Source organism: Micromonospora auratinigra, assembly GCF_900089595.1.
GTDB lineage: Bacteria > Actinomycetota > Actinomycetes > Mycobacteriales > Micromonosporaceae > Micromonospora > Micromonospora auratinigra.
Map to the genome: position 1 here is coordinate 4,437,531 of NZ_LT594323.1, position 24,412 is coordinate 4,461,942.

The following is a 24,412-nucleotide window of genomic DNA, read 5'->3' on the forward strand; positions in this document are numbered from 1 at the left end:
AGAGCCGCCGGCCGACGCGGAGATCCTGGCGGAAAACGGCCCCTGCCGGGACCACTCCCGCCACGATCCCGACCGGACCGGTGCCGGCGCGGCCGCCCCGGTTCGGGGCGGGGGTCGGGGAGAGCCGGGAAGGGTCAGACCGGGTCGTGGTAGGCGACGGTGAGCAGGGCCTTGTCGACCGCGAAGAGCGCCACCAGCACCGCGCCCAGTCCCGGCCGTCCTGCCAGGGCGAGCAGCGCCCCGCCGACGAGGAAGCAGGCAGCCTGCACCGCGGCCTTGGCCGGCACGGGCAGCGCCACCCCGGCGCGCGGCGAGCAGAAGACGCCCCAGACGACGGCCAGCAGCAGGGGTACGCCGATCCCGGCGAGCACGCGTACCGGCCAGCCCGCGTCGAGGGTGAAGCCCCACCAGCCGGCGGCGGCGAGCATGGCCAGCTCCAACAGGAAGGCCAGCGCCAGCAGAACGCCCTTCATCAGGACCTCCAGTTCCGGTACGCGGTGTCCAGCCCGGACACCATCTGGTCGAAGGAGCGGTCGATGTCCCGGGGCAGCCCGAACCCGCCGGCCGCCTCGAGGGTGAGGAAGCCGTGCACCGCGGCCCGGAACATCCTGGTGGCGTCGACGGCCGCGTCGCCGGTGAGACCGTACCCGCGCAGGATCGCGTAGATCGCGCCCACCGCCCGCTCGCCGGCGGCGCGGTGTTCCGGGTCGTCGGGGTCGGGGGCCCGCTGGGTGGCCGGGTAGCGGCCGGGGTGCCGCCGGGCGTACGCCCGGTAGGCGGCGGCGACGGCGCGCAGCGCGTCCGCGCCGGCCCGGCCCGCGGCGGCGCCGGTCAGCTTTTCGGCGATCTCGGCGGTGGCCAGCACGGCCAGCTTCCGGTGCAGCGCGTCCGCGCCCCGCACGTGCTTGTAGAGGCTGGGCAGGGCGACGCCGAGCCGGCCGGCGAGCGCCGCCAGGGTCAGCTTGTCGTACCCCACCTCGTCGGCGAGCACGGCCGCCTCGCGGACCACCGTGGCCGGGGTGAGGCCGGCCCTAGGCACGGGCGGTCACGGCCAGGAACTCGACCAGGTCGGCGGCGGTGGCCTCGGGCTGGTCGGCGTGCGGGTAGTGGCCGGAGTCGTCGACCATCCGGGCCTCGGCGGTGCCGAAGAGCCGTCGGGCGGCCCGCGCCTCCGCGCCCGGGTCCTTGAAGTCCGGGTCCTTCGTCCCCATCAGCACCAGCACGGGCTGCCGCACCTCGCGGGCCCGGGTGCTCCAGTGCGGGTCGACCGGCGCGACCACGCCGCGCACCGCGTCCATCCGGCCGCGCAGCCTGGCGACCATCTCCTTGCGGTACGCGGCGTCGTCGGCCGGCCGGGCGGCGGGGAAGAGCGTCTTGTGGAACATGCCGAAGAGGCGGGGGCTGCGCAGCACGGCGGCCTGGAGCAGGGCCAGCACCGGGTTCGGCTTCGCCTGGGTGACGAACGGGCTGACCTGCACGATGCCGTTGACCAGCTCGGGCCCGTCGGCGGCGGCGAAGACGATCGCGGCGCCGCTGGACGAGCTGCCGACCAGGGTGGCCGGGCCGCCGCCGAGCGCCCGGACCACGGCGAGCAGGTCGCCGCCCACCTCGGCCGGGGCGTACGTGGGCCAGTGCGGGCTGGAGTCGCCGTGCCCGCGTACGTCGACGGAGGCGACCCGGTAGCCGGCGGCCACCAGCCGGGGCACCAGGTGCCGGAAAGCGGCCCGGTTCTCCCCCATGCCGTGCGCGAGGACCACCAGCGGCCCCTCCCCGTGCACCTCGTACGCGATCGTTCCGCCGTCCCGCTCCACCTGGCTAATCGTCATAGCCAAAAAGCTAATGCACTTAGCTTAGGCCGTCAAGGGTCGACTTGAATCAGGTGGAGATCGGGAAGACGAGGTACACACGGACCACTGCGGACACCCCCGGCGGGCGTGACCTGCTGTCCATCGTCGACGGCCGGGCGGATGACGAACTCCCGGACAGGGCGGAACGGGCCGGCGGGACAGAGTCCCACCGGCCCGTTCCGGACGTCGCCGCCGAGGTCAGCAGGCGAGGGCGTAGTCGGCACGGCAGCCCTTGGGGCCGCCCTTGACGAACTTGACGATGACCGGCACGGCGGCGATTCCCCATCGAACCGCGAGCACACCGGCAAAGGCGAAGGGTGTGAAGAGGACGACGTCCCCGACGAAACTCCCACCTTCGACGTGGTCGTCGAAGAGCGTCATCTTCCAGTCCTGCGAGTCTTCGTTGGCGTCACTGGCGATCTCCTCCGCCTCGCGGAGACCCTTCGCCTCACTCCGCGGTGCTCTCTCCTTCGTCCGCTTCTGCTCGTAGAGCTGCACGCCGTCCTTCTTGCCGTTGAAGACCCTTGTCCGGGCCCGCGGCTCACCGAGGGTCGGCGATTCGTCCTCGGGTGGATTGAAGGCGCTGTTCGGACCGGCGATCACCCGCTTGCCCTTCGCTCGGATGTCTCGCTTGGCGGTTTCGATGTGCCTCGCGAGATCCGCTTCGGCCTGGGCCTCCTTGGTGTGGGGCTTCACCTCCCAGACCCACACCTCACCGGCCTTGCAGTCCCAGCAGATGATGTCGCCACCGCGATACCGGCCGGACGCGTCGCTGGAGATGTGGGCGTGCGGGTAGTTCTTCTTCAGGTTCGCCGTCCGCAGGATCACCGCCGTCGCGTGGGCGAGCGTGTCACCCTGGTCCTTCTTGTACTCGGCCTGCCGCCGCTTGGTGTCCTGGGCGATCTTGTCGAGACCCTCCTTCTGGGTCTCCTCCTCCCAGCGCTGCCCGGAGGGGTCGCTGAAGGTGACCGGGCTGTTGTCGCCGTAGATGTACGCGTTCATCTGCTGCGGGTCGTAGTGGTCCAGCACCGGGTCGACCGAGACGAACCGACCCAACCCCGGGTCGTACGCACGCTGCCCCACCTGGGTCAGTCCGGTGCTGTCCCGGTAGCCGTCGACGAACCCACGGGCGTTCGGCCAGCTGGCCGGTCCGCCCCGCTCGGTGCCGAACGGCGTCTGACGCCGCCGGGTCACCGCCTGCGTCGCGTCTCCCGAGACGGCAACCTGCCCGGTGCCCTGATAGTCCGCGGCAAGCCAGGTGATGCCACCGGTCGTGCTCCGCTGGGCCACGATCTCGCCGAGGAACTCGTAGTAGCGGGTGGCCGTGACCCCGTTGCTCGCCTTGTCCAGCCGGACCTCGGTGGCGCCGAGATGCAGAGTCGTGCCCTTCGGGTCGCGGGACACCAGCCGGCCGCCGGCCGGATCGGTCACGTAGCTGCTCGTGCCCGCCGAGTCCGACACGCTCGCCAGTTCCCCGTCCACGGTCCAGGTCAGCGACTGCTGGCCGTTCGGACCCGGCCGGGAGGTGAGGTTGCCGGCACTGTCGTAGTCGTACGTCCCGGTCACCGTGCCGGCGTTGTCCGTCCGGCTGGTCGACCACACCGCGTGCGGCTGGGTGGCACCCGCGGCGTGGTAGCCGTACGTGGTGGTGACGTCGCCGGTGGCGGTGGCGTGCTCCACCTGGCTCAGCCGGTTGCCCACCCGCCCTTTGGCATCGGTGGGCGTCCCAAAGCTCCAGGACGTCCAGTACTTCGCCGGACCGCCCAGACCGGCCGACGACGGTGCCGGAGAGCAGTCGTACGACGCCGGCGTCCAGGCCTCCGTCAACCGGCGCAGGTGGTCGTAGCTGAAGCACTGGGTGTCCCGACCGGAGCCGGGGTCGTCGTCGATCGAGGTGATGTTGCCCGCGGCGTCGTAGCCGAAGGTGGCGTTGGCGATGTAGGACGGCGCGACCGACCGGATGACCGGCCGCCGGGAGACCCGGCCCGTGGTCTCGTCGTAGTACTGACCCGACTGCACGAACGGCGCCCCGGTCAGCGCCTTGGCCCGGGTGACCAGGTTCGGCTGGTTGAGGTTCGAGTACGACGTCTGGATCACGTAGTGGGTCGCGTCGCCGTAGTCCGTCGCCAGCTTGTCCGGCAACGCGTACGTGCTGTCGTAGCCGTAGGTGAGGATCTCCGCCGCCATGCCGCCGGCGTCCGGCAGCGTCAGCGTGTTCGGCGAGCCGTCCGCGTTGAACGTCTGCTTGACGCTGTACGTGCCGGCGAGCGCGCCCTCGACCGCGGGGATGGTGTAGCGCACCTGGGTCTGCCGGTAGCGGGCGTCGACGGAGATCGTCTCGGTCTTGTACTCGTCGGTCCCGACCCACCGGGAGGACGAGCGCAGCACGCCCTTGGCCGGCAGGTCGTAGACGAACGAGGCGACCAGCGGCCCGGTTCCGGAGGTGTCCCGCGTGGCGGTGAGCCGGCCCAGGTCGTCGTAGCTCGACCAGAGCGTCTTCCCCCGCGAATCGGTCACCGATTCCACCTGGTCCAGGCTGTTGTAGACCGTGGTGGTCCGACCCTTGTCAGGGTCGTCGGTGATCGTGTTCCGCCCTCGGATGTCGTACTGGTAGGACCAACTGTTGCCGGAGGCGTCGGTGACCGACTTGAGCAGGCCGGTCGCCTCGTAGGCGTACCGGGTCTCGTCGTAGCTGCCGCTCGGGGTCGGACCGTGGTACTGCCACAGCTTCGTGGTCTGCCCCTGCGGGTCGGTCCAGGTGGTGGTGGCGGTGCCGCCGACCGGTGGCGTCGTGTCGACGTGGTCACCGTGGTACGTGGTGGAGGTCCGCCACTTCTCCACGTTGCGGGAGAACTGGATCGAGTGGATCGGCCGGCCCGCCGCATCGAACAAGATCCGCGTCTGGTTCGGCACGTCGAGGTCGAGCCCGAGGAACAGCGTGGTGCCGGCTGCGGCGCTGTTGTAGTAGGGAGCGTTCGCCTTGTAGACCCGGCCGGCCGCGTCGTAGAAGGTGTCGGTGATGATCCGGCCGCCCCCGTACGACAGCTCCTGGGTCTGCCGGTCACGGCCGAGGGCGTCGACCAGCTTGTAACCCACTCGGTAGCCGCCCCGAGCGTCCAACTGCTCGCTCTTGACGCTCGACACCCCCGTCGTCGAGTACGTGTAGGTGTACCGGACTGACGGGTTGTTCGGGAAGATGGCCCGGGACCGGTCCGGCTGCCAGACGGTGGTGGTACGGCCGAGCGCGTCGTAGGCGACCTCGGTCACCCGGTTGTTCGCGTCGGTCTTCTTCGTGGTGGCACCCGTGGCGGGGTCGAGTTCGGTGGTCTCGGTCCACAGCAGCGGATTGGTGACCACCGTCGAGGTCAGCGGGCCGCCCGCCGCCGGGGTGTAGGCGGTCTTGGTGGCCTTGCCGGTGATGTCGGTCGTCTCGGTCGCCCGGCCCTGGGCGTCGTACTTCATCGTCGCCACCTGCTGGTAGAGCCGGCTTCCGCCGTTGAAGTCCTTGACCTCCTCGATCGCCGTCACGATGCCCTTGGTCGGTGCGGTGCCGTACGCCAGGTTGTCATAGCTGTATCGGGTGTCGCCGGTGACCTGCGCCTCGCTGGTCGGCGGAGTGGCACAGGGGCCTGCCCAGCCCTGGGTGCGCTTCAACGACTTGAGCAACCAGTTCGCACCGGTGGTGTTCCGGATGTACTCGGTGGTGGAGCAACGGGTGTCGGTGCTGACCGCCTCGTCGCCCTGGTCCTCCAGGGAGACCGGCATGCCGTACGCGTCGTAGGTGGTGACCGTCTTCGTCCGGCGCCAGGCTCCGCCGTCCAGTGCGGTGCGGGTACGGACCGTGCCGACCGCGACGAAGCGCGCGTCGACGGCGGGCGTGCCGGAGCGGGACGCGGTCGGGCCGGACTGCCAGGGGTCACTGACGCTGGCCGACACGATCGTCGAGCCCTGCCAGGTGATTTGCTCACGGGGCATACCCGCGAACGCGTCCTGGTCGGTGGCCGCCCCTCCCTCCAGGCCCTGCACCGTGACGGAGCGGGTGCCGCCGGCCGCCAGCTTGTCCCCGTCCATGCCGCGGAAGTAGAGGGTCTCCGTCTTGGTCTGGTCCGCGCCCTCGCCGACGCGGGTGATCACCTTCGGATAGCCGCGCCATTCACTCCAGCTCTTGCGGCTCGTCGGGATCAGTCCGTTGTCGTCCGAGTACCGCCAGAGTGGCAGACCGTTCGGGTTCTGGTACTCGTAGGCGGTGATGAGCGGGCGGGCACCACCAGTGTGGTCGATCTGCTGCACCTCGGTCACCACGTACTTGTGGAAGTAGTCAGTGATCGGGGCGGTGTAACCCGGCGGCGTCCACCTGACCGGGAAACAGCGCAGCGAGTTGTCGTCCAGGTTCGTCGGCATGGTGCCGCCCTTGACGCACTGCCGGGGGCTGTAGGTCACGAAGATCTCGCCACCGGTCTCGGTGCGGATGGAATTGACCCGCCACCAGTTCATCGCCAGGGCCCAGTCGCTGCCGGCGGCGTCGACCCGGTTCTGCATCTGGATACCCGCGAAGGTCACCTCCGGCACCGTCACGGTCGTCCCGTTCAGGCCACGTCGGGTGACACCGGCCAGCCAGAGGCCGGCCCGCGTGCCGTCCCCCGGGTCCGGGAAGGTGTGCCGCAGGGTCCAGGAATTCACGTCCTGGTACGCGCTGCCCTTCCAGACCCGGGTCTTCACAAGGGTGAGTCGCTTCGCCGACCAGAAGGTCGGGGAACCGTTGACGCACGGGTTGGTGGTGGCGGTGCACTCCTGGTCCCACGGAGTGTCCGGCCAGGTGGTGGCGTTCTTGGTGGTGCAGTTGGCCAGGCAGCGGTCGGAGTTCGTGAACTCCACCCGCGCCGGGGCGTTCTCGACGTAGGGGCTGGTGGCCGCGTACTCGTTGTTGTCCCGGTTGTCGGTGCCGTAGTCGATCCGGGTCAGGTAGGCGCCCCGGTCGTAGGCGACGGGTGCCGCCGAGTTCCGGTTCTTGGCGTAGTAGTTGGTCTCCTTGGTCCACCACAGCGACATGGTGTTGCCGTGGACGTCCTGGACGTAGTCCAGGTTCCACCGCCACGCCTGTCGCTTACCCGCGCACTCCGAGGCGGCGAAGGTGCTCGCATAGCAGGGCTCGCCAGGGTTGTTGCCGTAGACCGGCACCGTGAGCACCGAGTTGGTCGTCGGGCGACCGGAGGACCAACCGGGGAGCTGGTGCCTGCCGAACCAGTACTGGGTTCCGTCGGCCGTGGTGACCTTCCAGTACTCGTTGTCGTTGTCACCGTTGCCGTAGGCCGGGGTGGTCAACAGCTCGATCTTCGAGCCGTCCTCCTTACGCGGGTGCCACCGGCCGTCACCGCCCTTGATCAGCTCAACCGTCGAGCCACCGAGGGAGAGGACGGCGTTCTCGGCGCCCCAGCAGAGGTCACCGGTCTTCGTGGTGTTGTTGGCGTCACCACCCATGTCGTCGGCGCAGGCCTTGTACCGTCGCTCCACGAAACCGGGTGAAAGATCGAAACCCTCGCCGATGGGCCCGGGCTGGTTGTTGGTCGCGGCGTTGAGGCCGTCCACCGACTGAGCCGAGTACGAGAGCTTCAGGTCAGGCGCGGGGCCGCCGACTGCCGGCGGGGTGGTCATCGGGTACGACCACTGGAAACCGCCCGTCGAGCCGCTGTGTCCCCAGGTCGAGGCGGGAGCGAGACTGGAGGCGGTGAAGTCGCCCGCGCCACCCGATGGTCCGCTGGTGGCAGCGACCAGCGTCCCGGTCAGCGCCGCCGTCGAGCTGAGCCCCAGCCGCTCGCCGTCAGCGGCAGGCACCGCCGACCGGATCGGTGTGGTCGGCACCGGCGCCGAAAGGGTCCGGCTTCGCACGTCGTTGCGCGAGTCCAGTGGGATCGGCTGGCAGGCGGTCGCAGCCGGCGTGGTCAGGGCGCACTCCGGCAGCCGGAACAGCCGGAGTCGGGACGACCAGTCCGCACCGTACGCCGAAGCGAACGCGGCGTAGTCAACCCCGACCTCCACCTGCCCGGCCGAGGCGGCACCATCGGTCCGCCCGACCCGCACCAGCAGGCCGTTGACCCCTGCGGTCTGGGCGGCGGCCTTCGACATCACCTCGACCCGCACCCGGGTGGGGCCGGTCGCCGCGGGACGGGCACCGGCAGCGCCGGACACCTGTCGCACGGTCACCGGCAACGTGCCGGCCCGGACGGCGGGAGCGGCTGCCACCCGCGCACCGTCGGCAACGGCCGGCAGGGTGACCTCGGCCGCACCGGCGGCCGGCCAGCGCGGGGCCCGCCGCTTGACCTTCGCCGCCGTTACCGTCCGGTCCGGCCCCGGCCGGGTGGCCCTGGCCGAGTTGCCGGAGACGGACGGGTACCGCTGCGTGGTGAGCTTCGGCGTCGTCGCCGCCTGTGCGGCCTGCGGCGGAAGCTGACCGGCGAGGGTGCCGGCCAGGATCGCAGCCATGGCCGCGCTGAGCGCGCGGTGACTGCCACGTGTCCTGCCGGGTGGCGCGATCTGTCTTCTGGCACTGCGAATGCCGGAAGAAAACCCCCGTACACCTGCCACGTATCCCTCCCTGGGATGAAAAGAGTGCAGTGAGGTGAGCCGGACCCGATGGGTCCGGCGAGGAATCGATTTGCGCCTTGAGCGCGCACGACCGGCGGTGGCGTTACGAGTCGCCCGGTCAGGCGAAGGTAAGGCTCACCGCGTCGTCGGCAGCAGTTCCGGCTGTGCCGGCTCGGGCGGAATCGCACCGCCGAACGGGAGCGGGGACGACGGCCGTCCGCAGCTCAACGCCGCGCAGCCCGTGCTCTGAAACGGGACAATCCACCTGTCCCGATAGCCTCTGATCGCCCACACCAGCCTCCGCCCCCGTATGCCGGCTTGCCGGCTGAACGTAGGGCCAGCCGTGACGGGTGTCAATACATTCACGGAGCGTGAGCGACCGGCGGAAGGATCACCTGGGGGAATGATCAGCAAGATCACCGGGTGTGACCCAAGGGCAGGTCAGACGTCCCGCCACTCGTTCTTGAAGGTGGAGGGAAACGCGTCGCCCGGCAGCAGTGGGCGCAGCACCTGGTAGACCCGCGCGGCCTCCGCGTCCCCGTACCCGTCGAAGGTGTCGGTGGCCTGTAGCCAACAACCACCCCCGGCAAGGGGTTCCACCCGCACGAACGCGCCGCTTCCGCGCAGTTGCGCCACGCCTCCGACCCGCTCCGTCTGCGGCTCCGACAGGATGGTGATCCAGGAATAGCCGCGGAGGGTGTGCCGCACGGACCGCACGGTCTCCCAGGGATGGAGGTAGAGCGCATATTCGAGCCCGGTCATCAACTGCACTCCGTAGTCGATCCCGATGAGGCCGAAGAGCGCACCCCGGTTCGCCGTCCGACGGAGGAGAACGACGCCGGCCTCGGCGGCGCGCGAGAACACCGCGCGCGGCATTTCGATGCCGAGAACGCCGAAGGTGCCGCCGCCGACGGGGTACCGCCAGAAGTCGACAGCCAGGGCGGAACCGTCTGACGTCAGCCACGGATACCGCTCGTCCTCGGCCAGCTCGACGGTCAGATACTGCAGCTCCGCGCTCCGCCGGCCGAGCTCGGACAGAAAACTGGCCCAGTTCTCGTCATCGAACGGAAGCTGCCAGGAGCGATCCTCGTCCGCACCGTCGACGGCACCGAACCGTATCGCTCCGGACTGCCGTTCCGTCTCTGCGGCCGACGCGAAGATGTCGGGTGGCAGCACTTCCCGGAACAGCGACCAGGCTGATTCGAACCAGTCCCGGATCAGCCGATCGTCCGTGCCCTCGGAAAGGTCGATCGTGAGTTGCAGCTGAACCGTTTCCGGCCGCCGCCACGTGCTTTTCCCGACCGGGGCGGGCGCGGGGGCGGGCTCCATCGCGGTCTCGTCCTCACGTCGGAATCCCAATGATTCCCGCGAGTCGTGATCCGCGTCACTGGCGGCCTCCAACGCTTCGACCACCGCGGTCCGTTCCGCCAGCGGCGTCTTCCCCTCGACCCCGAACTCGCGGTAGAGCTGGATCCCGTCCACGGCACCGTGCAGGACCTCGACACGTTCCCGGCTGTCCAGAGGGCTGGCCGCCCTGATCGAGGCCGTCGGGAAGACCGCGTTGGGGCCGGCCACCACGCGCTTCGCCACGACGTCGGTCACCTCAGCGGGATGAGCAAGGAAACCACGCAGGCGGTCCCGCGCCAGACTCTCGGAGTCGTCGGACTCGAAGAACCAGACCCAGATCTCCTCCGGGTCGGCGTTCCAGCAGATCAGATCGGGCCCGGGGAACTCATCGTGCACATCACAGGAGACCAGCACATCCGGAAACCGCTCCCGCAGCTCCGCCACGCGCAGCGCGAGCCCGGCGCGATACCCCGCGTGCTTCGAGGTGTTCCGCTCCCCCATCGACCCTCCTCATCAGGTTGGCCGCATCGTACGGCGGATCCCCGACGCGGGGAGTCCCGGCTACTCGCCCGGCCGACCCTCAAGCCGACCGGGCGAGCCGGTGAGTCACTTCTTCGAGACCAGCGCCCGGCCGAAGAACATCAGGTTGGCGGGGCGCTCGGCCAGCCGCCGCATCAGGTAGCCGTACCACTGGTCGCCGTAGGGGACGTAGGTGCGCACGGTGTAGCCCTCGCCGACCAGGCGGGCCTGCTCCTCGGGGCGGATGCCGTACAGCATCTGGAACTCGAACCGGTCCGGGTTCCGGTCGAACCAGCGGGCCCGGTCCTCGCCGATCGCGATCAGCCGCGGGTCGTGGGTGGCCAGCATCGGGTACCCGTCGCCGGACATCAGCACGTTCATGCAGCGCACGTACGACTTGTCCACCTCCCGGGCCGACTGGTAGGCGACCGACTCCGGCTCCTTGTACGCGCCCTTGCAGAGCCGCACCCGCGACCCGGCGCCGGAGAGCTCCCGGCAGTCCGACTCGGTACGCCGCAGGTACGCCTGGAGCACCGCGCCGGTCGACGGGTAGTCCTTGCGGAGCTTGGCCAGGATGTCCAGGGTCGAGTCGGTGGTGGTGTGGTCCTCCATGTCCAGGGTGACCGTGGTGTTCGCCGCGTCGGCCACCGCGCAGATCGCCCGCGCGTTGTCGTACGCGAGCTGCTCGTCGACCATCTGGCCGAGCGCGGAGAGCTTCACGCTGACCTCGGCGGCCGGGGTGAGCCCGGCGGCGGAGAGCAGCCGCAGCAGCGCCAGGTACTCGTCCCGGGTGGCGTTCGCCTGCTCGATGTTGGTGGTGTCCTCGCCCAGGTAGTCGAGGGTGACCGCTTGGCCGTCGGCGACGAGCGCACGGGTCGCGCGCAGCGCGTCGTCGGTGCCGGCGCCGGCGACGAACCGGCGGACGACGTCCCGGGTGAACGGGGCCGTCGCGACGAGCCGCTCCACCTGGGATGACCGGGAGGCGGCGAGGATGACGGAACGGAGCATGAGCCGAGCGTAACGCCCGGGCACCGGCCCGCGCCGGGGGGCGGCGGGCAACGTCACGCAGCGTTCCCGGGGCTGCCGTGGTGGCGCGGATCAGCTACAACGATCACGTGGAACGCACCCCCCGCCGCCGGCTCCGCTCGGCCACCGTCCAGCTCGGCACGCTCACCGTGCTGGCGCTCGCCCTCTCCGGCTGCAACGGCGGCTACGACGACGACGATGACGACTGCGCCCTCGGACCGGCCGGGGGCGGCGGCGACACCGTCGCGCTGGCGCTGCGGGCGCCCGCCCCGGCCGCCGCCCGGGACACCGGCACGCCGGCCGCCGCCACGCTGCCCGACCGGGGCGGCTTCGGCACCCACCTCGCCTCCTGCGGGGGCTGACGTGCGCCGCGAGGCGAGCACCCCGCGCCCCGACTGGGACGCCACCATCCGCTCCCAGGGCCTGGTGTACGTCGACACCGAGCTGCCCGACGGCGAGATCATGTCGTACTGGGACGAGACCGCCGCCTACTCCTTCGAGCTGGACGAGGTGCTCCGGCTGGAGGAGGCCACCGAGGAGCTGCACCGGATGTCGGTGGCCGCCGCCGAGCACGTGGTGGCCCGCAACCGGTACGCCGAGTTCGGCATCCCGGCCTGGGCGGCGGAGGCGGTCGCCCGGTCGCTGCGCGAGCACCCGCCGACCCTCTACGGCCGCTTCGACCTCGCCTACGACGGGAGCTGGCCGCCGAAGCTGCTGGAGTACAACGCCGACACCCCCACCTCGCTGGTCGAGGCGAGCATCGCCCAGTGGTTCTGGCTGGAGGACACCCGCCCCGAGGCGGACCAGTGGAACAGCCTGCACGAGCGGCTGGTGGTGGCCTGGTCCAAGATCGGCGCAGGGCTGCACGACCCGCGGGTGCACGTGTTCTGGTCCGAGGAGGAGGAGTCGGGCGAGGACCAGATCACCGCCGGTTACCTGGCCGAGACGGCCCGGCAGGCCGGGCTGGAGGTCACCCTCACGCCGATCCAGCGGGTCGGCTGGGACGGCCGGCGCTTCGTGGACGGCGACGACCGGCCGGTCACCACCGCCTTCAAGCTCTACCCGTGGGAGTGGATGCTGGCCGAGCCGTACGGGCGGCCGGCCCTGGAGCCGGGCACCCCGACCACCTGGATCGAGCCCGCCTGGAAGCTGCTGCTGTCGAACAAGGCGCTGCTGGCGGTGCTCTGGGAGCTGTACCCGGGGCACGACTACCTGCTGCCGGCGTACCTGGACTCGCCGCGCGGGATGACCGAGTACGTGGCCAAGCCGTTGCTCGGCCGGGAGGGCGGCTCGGTCCGCATCGTCACCGGCGACACCGAGTTCACCAATCCGGGCATCTACGGCGAAGAAGGCTTCTGCTACCAGGAGTTCCGGGCGTTGCCGGACTTCGCCGGCAACCGGACGGTGCTGGGGAGCTGGATCGTCGACGGCGGCGCGGCCGGGCTCGGGATCCGCGAGAGCACCGGCCTCATCACCGACGGGTACGCGCGGTTCCTGCCCCACTACATCGACGCGCCGCGTGTCCCGTGAGTCGTCTACCGTTGGTGTCGTGAACTTCGACGCGTACGCCCGGACCGGTGTCGACCTCGTCAACGCCCGCCTGGACGACCTCGACGACCTGCGGGCCCTCTTCCCGGACGAGAACGCCTGGATGCGCGACGAGGTCGCGGAGCGGGACCTGGCGATCTTCCGGCGGGCGCAGAAGCGGCTGCGCGACATCTTCGAGTACGGCACCACGGGCCGGGACGCGGACGCGGTCACCGAGCTGAACGCGCTGCTGGAGGCGTTCCCGGTGCAGCCGCGCATCTCCGGCCACGACTCCAGCGACTGGCACATGCACGTGACCAGCCGGGGCGCGTCGGTCTCGGCCGAATACCTGGCGGGCGCGGTCTGGGGCCTGTCGGTCTGGCTCTGCGAGTACGGCAGCGCCCGGTTCGGCGTCTGCGCCGACGAGCGCTGCGGCAACGTCTACCTGGACACCTCGTCGAACTGCTGCCGGCGGTTCTGCTCGGAGCGCTGCGCCACCCGGTCGCACGTCGCCGCCCACCGCGCCCGCAAGCGCGCCGCCATCGGCGACCAGGTGACGGTCCCCACCCAGCCCGAACCCCTCACCCCGGTCTCCTGACCCACCCACCCCTCCCCACCGCCGGCAAGGCTCCGGTGATCAAGGGGTTTGCGTCAGCGTCGGCGCGGAGACCGACGCGACCCCCTCGATCAACGCAAGCCGGCGGGCGTGGTCAGGCGTTGAGGGGGGAGGGGGCGGTGAGGTTGGCGCGGGCGAAGGCCAGGGCCTCGCGGAGGTCGGCCTCGCGGACGGCGCGGGACTTGGCGCCCCGGGTGGTCACCTCGACCGCCACGCTGCCGGTGAAGCCCCGGCCGGCCAGCGAGCGGAGCAGCTCGGCGCAGGGCTGGGCGCCCCGCCCGGGCACCAGGTGCTCGTCACGCCCCTCGCCGGTGCCGTCCCCGAGGTGCACGTGGGCCAGGCCGGCACCCATCCGGTCGGCCATCGCCAGGGCGTCGGTGTGCGAGGCGGCACAGTGCGACAGGTCCAGGGTGTACGAGGCGTAGCCGGTGTCGGTGGGATCCCAGCCGGGGACGTACGGGACGAACTGCCGGCCGGCCATCCGCACCGGGTACATGTTCTCCACCGCGAAGCGCAGCCCGGTGAACTTCTCCTCGACCTTCGCCAGCCCTTCGGCGAAGTTCCGGGCGTAGTCCCGCTGCCAGGTGAAGGGCGGGTGCACCACGACCGTGGGGGCCTCCAGGGTCTCGGCCAGCTCGGCGGCGCGGCGCAGCCGCTCCCACGGGTCGGGGCTCCACACCCGCTGGGTGACCAGCAGGCAGGGCGCGTGCACAGAGAGGACCGGGACGCCGTAGTGGTCGGCCAGACCGCGCAGCGCGCCCGGGTCCTGGCTCACCACGTCGGTCCACACCATCACCTCGACGCCGTCGTAGCCGAGCGACGCGGCCAGCTGGAACGCCGCCGCGGTCCGCTCGGGGAACACCGAGGAACTGGACAGGAGCACCGGCACGTGTGAAGTCACGCCCCTCAGGGTAGCCCGGCCCGCCAGCGCGCATCGGGACGAGCATCCGCAAAGCGGACGACGGCTCCCCGGGCACCCCACCGTGACCTGGCACCGACGCCCGGCCGGGCGGCGGGGATCACATCGGCGCGAGCTGATCCAGCCGGCGCAGGATGACCCCCTCCCGCAGCGCCCACGGGCAGATGTCCAGGGCCTCCACGTCGAGCCGGCGCAGCACCGCCTCGGCCACCACCGCCCCGGCGAGGAGCTGGTGTGCCCGCCCCGCGCTCACCCCTTCCAGCTCGGCGAGCTGTGCCGGCGGGATGTGCCGGATGAACCCGAGCACCTGCCGCAGCCCGGTCCGGGTCAGGCTGCGCCGCGCCCACAGCCCCGCACCGGAGGGGGCCGCGCCGGCCAGCCGGGCCAGCATCCGGAACGTCTTCGAGGTGGCCACCGGGCGTTCCCAGCCCACCTCGGCGAGCCGCTCCAGCACGGGGTCGAGCTGCGCGTCGACGTACTCCCGGAGACCTTCCACGGCCTCGGCCGACGGGGGGAGCGTGCCGGCCGGGTCGACCCGCAGCCGCTCCCGGCTCAACCGCCCGGCGCCCAGCGGCAGCGAGATCGCCACCTCCGGGTCCTCGTCGATGCCGGCGGCCAGCTCCAACGAGCCGCCTCCGATGTCCATGCTCAGCAGCCGCCCGGCGGACCAGCCGAACCAGCGCCGCACGGCGAGGAACGTCATCCGCGCCTCGTCCGCGCCGGAGAGCACCTCCAGGCGTACGCCGGTCTCGTCGCGGACCCGGGACAGCACCTCCCCGGCGTTGGTGGCGTCGCGGACCGCGCTGGTGGCGAAGGCCAGCAGGTCGTCGGCGGCCAGTCCGTCCGCCGCCGCCCGCGCCATGCCGACGGCCTTGACCAGCCCGTCCGCGCCGCCCTCGGTGAGCGCGCCGTCCGGGCCGATCTGCTCGGCCAGCCGGAGCACCACCTTCTCGGAGTGCGCCGGCCAGGGGTGCGCCCCGTGGTGGGCGTCGACCACCAGCAGGTGCACCGTGTTCGAACCGACGTCGAGGACACCCAGTCGCATGGAGACGACCCTAGGGCCCGACACGTTTCCCGGCTCGCCGGCCGGCCCGGGTCACCCCGCGTACGCTGGTCCGGGTGACAGGGCAGATCGAGCTTCAGGTGCTGGTGGACGACCCCGACGACCCGCGCAGCCGCGAGGTGGGGCTCGACTTTCCCCGGGAGTGGATCGAGTTCGTCGACCCGGCCGACGAGAAGCACCTGGTCCGCGCCGACCTGACCTGGCTGCTCTCCCGCTGGACCTGCGTCTTCGGCAAGGGCTGCCACGGAATCATCGCCGGCCGGGCCCAGGACGGCTGCTGCTCGCACGGCGCGTTCTTCACCGATGCGGACGACGAGAAGCGGGTCCGGGCAGCGGTCAAGCGGCTCACCCCTCAGACCTGGCAGCACTTCCGCAAGGGCTTCAAGAACTGGACCGAGAACGACACGATCGACGGCAAGAACCCGGCCCGGCGGACCGCCACCCGGGACGTCGACGCGCCCTGCGTCTTCCTCAACGACGCCGACTTCCCCGCCGGGGGCGGCTGCGCGCTGCACGCCCAGGCGCTGCGCGACGGGGTGCACCCGCTGGAGTACAAGCCGGACGTCTGCTGGCAGCTGCCGGTCCGCCGGGACCAGGAGTGGCACAAGCGGCCGGACAACACCAAGGTGCTGATCTCCACGCTGGCCGAGTTCGACCGGCGCGGCTGGGGCGCGGGCGGGCACGACCTGGACTGGTGGTGCACCTCCTCCACCGACGCGCACGTCGGCGCGGAGCCGATGTACCTCTCGTACGGGCCGGAGCTGACCGCGCTGATCGGCGCGCCCGCGTACGCGAAGCTCGCCGAGCTGTGCGCGGCCCGGTTCCGGCAGGGCCAGATCGCTCCCCACCCGGCCAGCGAGTAACGGCGGAACTCAGCGCGACAGGCGGCGCAGCCGGTGGCGGCCACCGCCGCGCCGGCCAGGCCGGCCGCGGTGCAGGCGAGCACGCCGGCCGCGCCCGCGCTAGCGGCCAGCACCCGGCGGCGCTGGGGACGAACGTTCCCGGCTCAGTCGAGCGCGGTGTCGACCAGGGCGCGGGCGGAGCGCTTGGCGGCCTCGGCCAACGCCGGGTCGCCGTCGAGCACCCCGCCGGCCAGGCCGCCGTCGAGCAGCAGGGTGAGCTGGCGGGCCAGCAGCTCCGGCTCGGCCGCGCCGGCCCGCCGGGCCAGGTCCGTCACCCAGGCCCGCACCACGTTCTTGTGCTCGACGGTACGGGCGTGCACCGGGCCGCCGGCGGGCGACTCGGCAGCGGTGTTGATGAAGGCGCAGCCGTGGTAGCCCTCCCGCCGGCACGCGCCGACCAGCGCGTCGAACATGCCGACGAGCTGCTCACGGGGGTCGTCGCCGGCTGCCCGGGCGGCGGCCCGCAGGGCACCGAACCAGGCCTGGTCGACCTTGTCCAGGTACGCCAGCACGAGGTCGTCCTTGCTCGGGAAGTGCTTGTAGAGGGTTGCCTTGGCGACCCCCGACTCGGCGATCACCGTGTCCACCCCGACGCCCCTCGGGCCGTACGCGTAGAAGAGCCGGAACGCGGTGTCCAGGATCCGGTCCCGGGCGGAGCCGGCGGGCGTACGGGACGCGGGCATGGTGAATCCCTCCTCGGTGAGAACGCCCAGTTTACAGACCGGTCCGTCCAACCCTCCTTGCCGTAGGTGGCGGCGCTCACGTCGGTGTGAACTAGCCAAGTAGACAGACCTGTCTGTTAGTCTGTTCTGCATCGAGCGCGGGGCATGGGCGTCGCGCCGCACCGGAGGACGGAATCGACATGCGTATCGCAGTACTGGGCACCGGCATGGTCGGCCGGGCCATCGCCGCCCGCCTCGCCGAGCTGGGACACGAGGTCGTGATGGGCACCCGCGACGCGACGGCCACCCGGGCTGGTGACTGGACCGACTGGGCCACCGCACACCCGCAGGTCGGCCTGGCCGGCTACGCCGACGCCACCACCGACGCCGAGCTGGTGGTCAACGCGACCAGCGGCGACGGCTCACTCCCCGCGCTCACCGCCGCGGGCGAGGAGAACCTGGCCGGCAAGGTCCTGCTCGACATCGCCAACCCACTCGACTTCGGCAACGGCTTCCCGCCCACTCTGTCGGTGCTCAACGACGACTCCCTGGCCGAGCGGATCCAGCGGGCCTTCCCGCGTACCCGCGTGGTGAAGGCGCTCAACACCCTGACCGCCGACCTGATGACCCACCCCCGTCAGCTCGCCGACGGCGACCACAGCGTCTTCGTCTCCGGCGACGACCCGGAGGCCAAGAAGCTGGTCAGCGAGCTGCTGACCAGCTTCGGACACACCGACGTGATCGACCTCGGCGACATCACCACCGCCCGGGGCACCGAAATGCTGCTGCCGATCTGGCTGCGCCTCTACGGCCGGCTGGGCACGCCGCTCTTCAACCTCAAGGTGATCCGCTGACCGGTCACCCGACCGAAAAGCCGCCCGGCCGGCACCCCGTGTTCGGGGTGCCGGCCGGCGGTCATTGTGGTGGTCAGCTGTTCCAGTGCTGGGCGACGAGGTCGGCGGCCTGCTGCTCCCACTGCGCGTACGCATCCGGGTAGGCCGAGACCTGGACGGTCTGGGCGGCCTCGGTCAGCGGCATGTCCTGCCACCCGTCGACCTGCTTCAGACCCTTCTCGAACGCCAGGGTCGCGTACTCCGGGTCGGTGATCTGCTCCGGCGCACCCCAACCGCTGGAGGGGCGCTGCTGGAACAGACCCAGCGAGTCGTGGTCGTTCTTGTCGCCCAGGTGACCCAGGTTCTCCAGCTTCGACTCCTGCAGCGCGGTGGCGATCGAGATCACCGCGGCCCGCTCCGGCAGACCCGCCTTCTTCGTGGCGGCGATGATCGCCTTCACGTTGGCGGTCTGCTCGGCGTTCAGATCAATCTTCGACTGCGCGCCCTGCACACCGTGCGGGACCAACTTGCCCATGTCCGGCTTGTCCGCGCTCTGCACCACCGCGACGGGCTTCGCGTCCTTGACCGGGGCGTCGGCGTGGGCCGCGAGCGGACCACCGAACACACCACCAGCGAACGCCAGACCAGCAACACCGAGCACGCTCTTACGAATGATCGTGTTCATGGGAAAAGCTCCATTCGGGGGTTGGCGCACGTCGCCGACGGGGGTCGGCGTGGGGTGTGCGCAAGCACCGTCAGGCGCTCAAGAAAGTCTCGGGGGGAACCGGCAACTCGCGGGGCAGGGCCTCTTCGCGGCGCCGGGACCAGGTACAACGACCGGCGGTCCACCGTCATTCCCCGGCGGGGCCACCCCGTCGGGCGGGGCGGGTCCTGCTCGGCCGTTCACCCGGATACAACGACCCCACCCCCGCCACCATTCCGCCCCCACGGTGCCCCCGACCACACCCACGAACCGGACATCCGTGCCTGATCCCGACAGCCGCCCACCGCACCGGGCGCGGCGCTCGGCCCGAAGCCGCCCACCCGACGGGCGAGGAGCCCCCGTCGCACCCCACGGCAGAAGCCGGTGAGTGGAACGGTATGTACGCCAAAACGCGCCTGAGACAGCAATAGCGTTCCACCGACGGTCGACCGCCACCCGGACAGGCCGACAGACGGGACATCCGCCCCGGACGAACAGCCGGCCGGCCGACCACGGGTGTACAGGGCCGGCGGCACCCGGCCACCGACACCCGAAGGGGCGGGCGGCCGGAGGCCGGTCAGGGCTCGAACTTGTAGCCCAGGCCCCGGACCGTGACGATGTAGCGCGGCGCGGAGGGTTCCGGCTCGACCTTCGAACGGAGCCGCTTCACGTGCACGTCCAGCGTCTTGGTGTCGCCCACGTAGTCGGCGCCCCAGACCCGGTCGATGAGCTGACCCCGGGTGAGCACCCGGCCGGCGTTGCGCAGCAGCAGTTCGAGCAGCTCGAACTCCTTGAGCGGCAGCTGGACGGGCGCGCCGTCGACGGTCACCACGTGCCGTTCGATGTCCATCCGGACCGGGCCGGCGGCGAGCGTCGGAGCACCGGACTCGCCCGCCTCGGTGGTCTGCCGGCGCAGCACGGCCCGGATCCGGGCCACCAGCTCCCGCGGCGAGTACGGCTTGGTCACGTAGTCGTCCGCGCCGATCTCCAGGCCGACCACCTTGTCGATCTCGCTGTCCCGCGCGGTGACCATGATGATCGGGACGTGCGAGCGCTGGCGCAGCTGGCGGCAGACCTCGGTGCCCGACATCTCCGGCAGCATCAGGTCGAGCAGCACGATGTCGGCGCCGGTCCGGTCGAACTCGGTGAGGGCGGAGGGACCCGTCGCGGCGACGGAGACCTCGAAGCCCTCCTTGCGGAGCATGTAGGACAGGGCGTCGGAGAACGATTCCTCGTCCTCGACCACCAGTACGCGGCTCAACGGGTGCTTCCTTTCGGTGTGGGTCAGGCCTGCCGGAGCTCGGCCGGGCCGGCCTCGATCCCAGCGGAGGAGAGTGTCGCCTCCAGGTCGTCGGGAGGACTTGCGGGCAGCCGGAGGGTGAACGTCGACCCTCCACCAAGAGTGCTCGACACGTCCACCCGGCCGCCATGGTTGCCGGCGATGTGCTTGACGATGGCCAGGCCGAGCCCGGTGCCGCCGGTCGAGCGGGAGCGGGCGCGGTCGGCCCGGTAGAAGCGCTCGAAGATCCGGTCGACCTCGTTGGGGGCGATGCCGATGCCCTGGTCGGCGACGGCGACCTCGACGTGGTCGTCGGTGCTCCGGGCGGTCACCCGGACTGTGGTGTCCTCGCCGGAGTAGTTGATCGCGTTCTCCACCAGGTTCGCGACCGCGGTGGCGAGCTGGGTGTCGCTGCCGTACGCGGTGAGACCACGGGCACCGTCCACCACGACCTCCACCCGGCGGGCGGACGCGGCGGTCCGGGTCCGGTCGACCACCTCGGCGATCACCCAGTCCAGGCTGACCGGCTCGGGCGGGGGCTGCGGTTCGGCGCCCTGGAGGCGGGTGAGTTCGAGCAGTTCCTGGACCAGCCGGCCGAGCCGGGTCGACTCGTGCTGGATCCGCTCGGCGAACCGGCGGGCGGCGACCATGTCCTCGGAGAGGTCCGCCTCGCCGGCCGGCTCGGTGGCGTCGACCAGCGCTTCGGCGAGCAGTTGCAGGGCACCGATGGGCGTCTTCAGTTCGTGGCTGACGTTGGCCACGAAGTCCCGCCGTACCCGGGCGAGCCGGTGCGACTCGGTGACGTCGGCCGCCTCGATCGAGACGTAGCCGCCGCCGAGCCCCATGGCGCGCAGGTGCACGCCGAGCGGGTTGACCCCGGCGCTGTCGCGGCCACGGGGCAGGTCCAGCTCGATCTCGCGCCGCACGCCCGTGCGGCGGACCTGCCCGGCGAGGGTACGGATCAACGGGTGCGCCGCGATGGAGCCGGGTGTGGTGCCGGTGCGGAGCAGGCCCAGCGCGCGGGCGGCGGGGTTCACCAGCACCGGCACGTCGTCGGCGTCGAGCACCACCACGCCGGCGCGCAGCGCGTCGATCGTCTTGCGGCCGAGCCCGGAGAGCCCGCCCTGCTGGTCGTCGGGAATCGGGGGCCTCCCTGCAGTCCGGCGGGAGCTCTCGCTCCCCGACGTCGCCGGTCGCGACCGCCACGACCGGACGGGTCCGGACAGCAGCAGCCCGGCGACCACTCCGGCCACCAGCGCCGCAGCCACCGCGACCGCCACCGCCCATTCCACCTGGCGATCGTAGGGTCATTGTTCACTGAGCGATCGGGCAGAACGGGACGAAACCCTCTCGCTTCCGGGAAAGTTCACTCCCGGGTCCCACCCCGTTCACCCGCGTTCACCTTCGCGCCGACTCCCCCGACCTACCGTGGGTCGCGCACCTGCTCACGCCGTACGCGGCCACTCCGGCCCGGCGGTGATCCCCGACCCCAGGAAGTGACCATGCGCGACGAGTTCCGGGCCGACCTCCAGATCGTCAGCCAGCTGCTGGTGGACATGGCGGAGGGGGTGCGCGCCGCCATGCGCCAGGCCACCAAGGGCCTGCTGACCGCCGACCGTACGGCGTCGGAGGCCGTGATCGCGCGGGACGCCGAGATCGACGAGCTCTACCGGCACGTCGAGGAGCGGGTCTGCGACCTGCTGGCCCGGCAGGCACCCGTCGCCTCCGACCTGCGCGCCATGATCACCGCCCTGCACGTCGCCGCCGACCTGGAGCGGATGGGCGACCTGGCCGACCACGTGGCGAAGACCGCGCTGCGCCGGCACCCGTCGCCCGCCGTACCGGCCGAGCTGCGGCCCGTCTTCACCGACATGGCCCGCATCGCCGACCGGATGGCCGAGAAGATCGGCACGGTGCTGGCCAAGCCCGACGCCGACCTGGCCGCCGAGCTGGACCGGGACGACGACGCCATGGACGACCTGCACAAGAGCCTCTTCGGCGTGCTGCTCGGCGACGACTGGCCGTACGGGGTGGAGACGGCGATCGACGCGACCCTGCTGGGTCGCTTCTACGAGCGCTTCGCCGACCACGCGGTGAACGCCGGCGAGCACGTGGTCTACCTGATCACCGGCCAGGCCGCCCCCTCGCCGAACTGACCCCGGACAGCACGAAGGCCCCCGAGGTGCGACCGGGGGCCTTCGTCGCGTCGGTCAGCGGCCCTGGTTGGCGACCGCGGCGGCGGCCTCCTTGGCGGCCTCCGGGTCCAGGTACGTCCCGCCCAGGACCTGCGGGCGCAGGTCGGGGGAGAGGTCGTAGCGCAGCGGGATCCCGGTCGGGATGTTCAGCTTGGCGATCGCCTCGTCGGAGATCTGGTCGAGGTGCTTGACCAGCGCGCGCAGCGAGTTGCCGTGCGCGGCCACCAGCACCGTCCGGCCGGCCAGGATGTCCGGCACGATCGAGTCGTACCAGTACGGCAGCATCCGCTCGACGACGTCCTTGAGGCACTCGGTACGCGGCATCAGCTCGTTCGGGAGCAGCGCGTACCGGGGGTCGCCGACCTGCGACCACTCGTCGTTGTCGTCGATCGGCGGCGGCGGCGTGTCGTACGACCGGCGCCAGAGCATGAACTGCTCCTCGCCGTACTCGTCCAGGGTCTGCTTCTTGTTCTTGCCCTGCAGGGCGCCGTAGTGCCGCTCGTTGAGCCGCCACGACCGGCGCACCGCGATCCAGTGCCGGTCGGCGGCGTTCAGCGCCAGCTCGGCGGTGCGGATCGCCCGGCGCATCACGCTGGTGTGCACCACGTCCGGCAGCAGGTTGTGCTCGCGCAGCAGCTCACCGCCGCGCCGCGCCTCGCTCTCACCCTTGGCGGTCAGGTCGACGTCGACCCAGCCGGTGAAGAGGTTCTTGGCGTTCCAGTCGCTCTCGCCGTGCCGCAGCAGGACCAGCGTCCCGACGGTGGGCCCCTCGCTCGCAGTCATGCGGATCATCCTGCCGTACGGCGGGAACGGACACGCGGGGACCGGTGGTGACGACCACCACGTGGAAAAGCTGATGACCCGCCTTCCCGGCCGGCACTAGGTTGTAAGGCATCCGAGATAAATCGGTCATTACCAAAACGGGGGCGGCGGGATGCGGACGGTACGGGGCTGGCTACGGGACACCACGGGCGGCCTGCCCAGGGCCTTCTGGTACCTCTGGACCGGCACCCTGATCAACCGGCTCGGCTCCTTCGTGCTGGTCTTCCTCGCCATCTACCTGACCCAGGCCCGGCACTTCTCGGCCGCGCAGGCCGGCCTGGTGATCGGGCTCTGGGGGGTCGGCGGCGCGGTCGGCACCACCGTCGGCGGCACCCTGGCGGACCGGTGGGGGCGTCGGCCCACCCTGCTCACCGCCCATCTGGGCGCGGCCACCATGATGCTCGGGCTCGGCCTGGCCCGGCCGCTCTGGACGGTGGCGCTGGGCGCGCTGCTGCTCGGCATGTTCGCCGAGGCGGCCCGCCCGGCGTTCGGCGCCATGATGATCGACGTGGTGCCGGAGAAGGACCGGTTGCGCGCCTTCTCGCTGAACTACTGGGCGATCAACCTGGGCTTCGCCTGCGCGGCGGTGCTCGCCGGGTTCGCCGCCCAGGCCGGCTACCTGCTGCTCTTCGTGGTCGACGCGGCCACCACGGTGATCACCGCGCTGATCATCTTCACCCGGGTGAAGGAGACCCGCTCCCCCGCCGCCGCCCCCTCGGTCAAGGACGCGGCTCCGGCCGGCGCGCTGCGGACCATCCTCACCGACCGGGTGTTCCTCGGCTTCGTGGCGCTCAACCTGCTCGCCGCGCTGGTCTTCCTCCAGCACATCTCGATGCTGCCGATCGCGATGGGCGACTCCGGCCTGAGCCCCGCCACGTACGGCTCGGTGATCGCGCTCAACGGGGTGCTTATCGTGATCGGGCAGCTCTTCGTACCCCGGCTGATCCGGGGCCGGAGCCGCTCGCACGTGCTCGCCCTCGCCGCGCTGGTGACCGGGGTCGGCTTCGGCCTCACCGCGTTCGCCGGGACGGCCTGGCTCTACGGCCTCACCGTGCTGATCTGGACCGTCGGCGAGATGCTCAACTCGCCCTCGAACGCCACCCTGATCGCCGAACTCTCCCCTGCCGCGCTGCGCGGCCGCTACCAGGGCGTCTTCTCTCTCTCCTGGCAGCTCGCCGGGGCGAGCGCGCCGGTCCTCGGCGGCCTGGTCCGGGAGCACGCGGGCAACACCCAGCTCTGGCTCGGCTGCGCCGCGCTCGGGGCGGTCACCGCGATTGCCCACCTGGTCTCCGGCCCGGCCCGCGAGCGACGGGCGGCCCAGCTCCGCCCGGCCGCCACCCCGGTCCGGCCGGTCACCGTGCTCGCCACCCCGGCCCCCGAGGCGGCCGAGGCCGCGGCGACCGCACCCGCCGAGCCGGTCCGCGTCGCCCCCTGAGGTACGCCCCGACAGCCGACCGCCCGGCCCGGGCCGGGTCCGGCGTCCCGAGCGACCGGATCGACCCGGCAGACCTCCGCCCGCTGTCGACCGGGCCGCCTCCCCGGCGACCAGGAACTCGATGACCTGAACGAC

At 71.5% G+C, this 24,412-nt stretch carries 20 protein-coding genes; 7 read left to right on the forward strand and 13 right to left on the reverse strand.

The features are described from left to right. Positions 1-134 precede the first annotated feature (134 nt). The 6 genes from GA0070611_RS19850 to GA0070611_RS19875 form a co-directional block, all read right to left on the reverse strand. Entirely contained in the window at positions 135-473 is a 339-nt protein-coding gene (locus GA0070611_RS19850) for a YrdB family protein (RefSeq protein WP_091666492.1), read from the reverse strand. Beyond that, positions 473-1,039: a TetR/AcrR family transcriptional regulator gene (locus GA0070611_RS19855; protein WP_091666493.1), complete on the reverse strand. Its 567-nt coding sequence runs from the start codon at positions 1,037-1,039 to the stop codon at positions 473-475. The genes GA0070611_RS19850 and GA0070611_RS19855 overlap by 1 nt, the downstream gene beginning before the upstream one ends. Further along, the gene (locus GA0070611_RS19860; protein ID WP_091666494.1) at positions 1,032-1,826 is read right to left on the reverse strand and encodes an alpha/beta fold hydrolase; all 795 of its coding nucleotides are present in this window, start codon (positions 1,824-1,826) and stop codon (positions 1,032-1,034) included. The genes GA0070611_RS19855 and GA0070611_RS19860 overlap by 8 nt, the downstream gene beginning before the upstream one ends. Before the next feature lie 219 nt (positions 1,827-2,045). Continuing rightward, entirely contained in the window at positions 2,046-8,327 is a 6,282-nt protein-coding gene (locus GA0070611_RS19865) for an RHS repeat-associated core domain-containing protein (protein WP_091666495.1), read from the reverse strand. Positions 8,328-8,870: 543 nt separating this feature from the next. After that, positions 8,871-10,277, reverse strand: a complete 1,407-nt coding sequence (locus tag GA0070611_RS19870) for a hypothetical protein (protein WP_091666496.1) — start codon at positions 10,275-10,277, stop codon at positions 8,871-8,873. A gap of 105 nt (positions 10,278-10,382) precedes the next feature. Further along, on the reverse strand, positions 10,383-11,303 hold the full coding sequence (locus tag GA0070611_RS19875) for a proline dehydrogenase family protein (RefSeq protein WP_091666497.1): 921 nt from the start codon (positions 11,301-11,303) through the stop codon (positions 10,383-10,385). Positions 11,304-11,410: 107 nt separating this feature from the next. Between GA0070611_RS19875 and GA0070611_RS19880 the strand changes: the two genes are divergently transcribed. The 3 genes from GA0070611_RS19880 to GA0070611_RS19890 are packed head-to-tail and all read left to right on the forward strand — an operon-like array spanning position 11,411 to position 13,446. Continuing rightward, positions 11,411-11,683 carry a hypothetical protein gene (locus GA0070611_RS19880; RefSeq protein ID WP_091673157.1) on the forward strand — a complete coding sequence of 91 codons (273 nt, stop codon included), beginning with the start codon at positions 11,411-11,413 and terminating at the stop codon, positions 11,681-11,683. A gap of 1 nt (position 11,684) precedes the next feature. Continuing rightward, positions 11,685-12,851 carry a glutathionylspermidine synthase family protein gene (locus GA0070611_RS19885; RefSeq protein WP_091666498.1) on the forward strand — a complete coding sequence of 389 codons (1,167 nt, stop codon included), beginning with the start codon at positions 11,685-11,687 and terminating at the stop codon, positions 12,849-12,851. A gap of 19 nt (positions 12,852-12,870) precedes the next feature. Continuing rightward, positions 12,871-13,446, forward strand: coding sequence for a CGNR zinc finger domain-containing protein (locus tag GA0070611_RS19890; protein ID WP_091666499.1), 576 nt, complete (start codon positions 12,871-12,873; stop codon positions 13,444-13,446). A gap of 112 nt (positions 13,447-13,558) precedes the next feature. On the opposite strand, the gene GA0070611_RS19895 is transcribed toward GA0070611_RS19890, so the two are convergent. Together GA0070611_RS19895 and GA0070611_RS19900 are read right to left on the reverse strand one after the other, a co-directional pair. Beyond that, the gene (locus GA0070611_RS19895; protein ID WP_197675748.1) at positions 13,559-14,365 is read right to left on the reverse strand and encodes a sugar phosphate isomerase/epimerase family protein; all 807 of its coding nucleotides are present in this window, start codon (positions 14,363-14,365) and stop codon (positions 13,559-13,561) included. A gap of 118 nt (positions 14,366-14,483) precedes the next feature. Then, positions 14,484-15,428 (reverse strand): Ppx/GppA phosphatase family protein, encoded by a 945-nt coding sequence (locus GA0070611_RS19900; protein ID WP_091666500.1) that lies wholly within the window; start codon positions 15,426-15,428, stop codon positions 14,484-14,486. A 74-nt stretch (positions 15,429-15,502) separates the two neighbouring features. Here GA0070611_RS19900 and GA0070611_RS19905 point away from each other — a divergent pair, with 74 nt between their 5' ends. After that, positions 15,503-16,309 carry a hypothetical protein gene (locus GA0070611_RS19905; RefSeq protein ID WP_091666501.1) on the forward strand — a complete coding sequence of 269 codons (807 nt, stop codon included), beginning with the start codon at positions 15,503-15,505 and terminating at the stop codon, positions 16,307-16,309. Between the two features lie 143 nt (positions 16,310-16,452). Here the strand turns inward: GA0070611_RS19905 and GA0070611_RS19910 are convergent, their stop codons facing one another. Then, on the reverse strand, positions 16,453-17,031 hold the full coding sequence (locus GA0070611_RS19910) for a TetR/AcrR family transcriptional regulator (RefSeq protein ID WP_091666502.1): 579 nt from the start codon (positions 17,029-17,031) through the stop codon (positions 16,453-16,455). Between the two features lie 179 nt (positions 17,032-17,210). Between GA0070611_RS19910 and GA0070611_RS19915 the strand changes: the two genes are divergently transcribed. Next, positions 17,211-17,864: an NADPH-dependent F420 reductase gene (locus tag GA0070611_RS19915; RefSeq protein WP_091666505.1), complete on the forward strand. Its 654-nt coding sequence runs from the start codon at positions 17,211-17,213 to the stop codon at positions 17,862-17,864. Positions 17,865-17,937: 73 nt separating this feature from the next. Here GA0070611_RS19915 and GA0070611_RS19920 read toward each other — a convergent pair whose 3' ends face one another. From GA0070611_RS19920 to GA0070611_RS19930, 3 genes are all read right to left on the reverse strand, one after another. Then, on the reverse strand, positions 17,938-18,528 hold the full coding sequence (locus tag GA0070611_RS19920; protein ID WP_091665403.1) for a hypothetical protein: 591 nt from the start codon (positions 18,526-18,528) through the stop codon (positions 17,938-17,940). Positions 18,529-19,123: 595 nt separating this feature from the next. Continuing rightward, positions 19,124-19,807: a response regulator transcription factor gene (locus tag GA0070611_RS19925; protein ID WP_091666508.1), complete on the reverse strand. Its 684-nt coding sequence runs from the start codon at positions 19,805-19,807 to the stop codon at positions 19,124-19,126. 23 nt (positions 19,808-19,830) lie between these two features. Further along, the gene (locus tag GA0070611_RS19930) at positions 19,831-21,117 is read right to left on the reverse strand and encodes a sensor histidine kinase (protein ID WP_197675749.1); all 1,287 of its coding nucleotides are present in this window, start codon (positions 21,115-21,117) and stop codon (positions 19,831-19,833) included. Positions 21,118-21,327: 210 nt separating this feature from the next. Here GA0070611_RS19930 and phoU point away from each other — a divergent pair, with 210 nt between their 5' ends. Continuing rightward, a complete protein-coding gene (gene phoU / locus GA0070611_RS19935) occupies positions 21,328-21,981 on the forward strand; it encodes a phosphate signaling complex protein PhoU (protein WP_091666511.1) in 654 nt (217 codons plus the stop codon). Between the two features lie 54 nt (positions 21,982-22,035). Here phoU and GA0070611_RS19940 read toward each other — a convergent pair whose 3' ends face one another. After that, entirely contained in the window at positions 22,036-22,803 is a 768-nt protein-coding gene (locus tag GA0070611_RS19940) for a phosphoglyceromutase (protein WP_091666514.1), read from the reverse strand. Between the two features lie 151 nt (positions 22,804-22,954). Here GA0070611_RS19940 and GA0070611_RS19945 point away from each other — a divergent pair, with 151 nt between their 5' ends. Further along, positions 22,955-24,277 carry an MDR family MFS transporter gene (locus GA0070611_RS19945; protein WP_091666516.1) on the forward strand — a complete coding sequence of 441 codons (1,323 nt, stop codon included), beginning with the start codon at positions 22,955-22,957 and terminating at the stop codon, positions 24,275-24,277. The last annotated feature ends 135 nt before the right edge of the window (positions 24,278-24,412 follow it).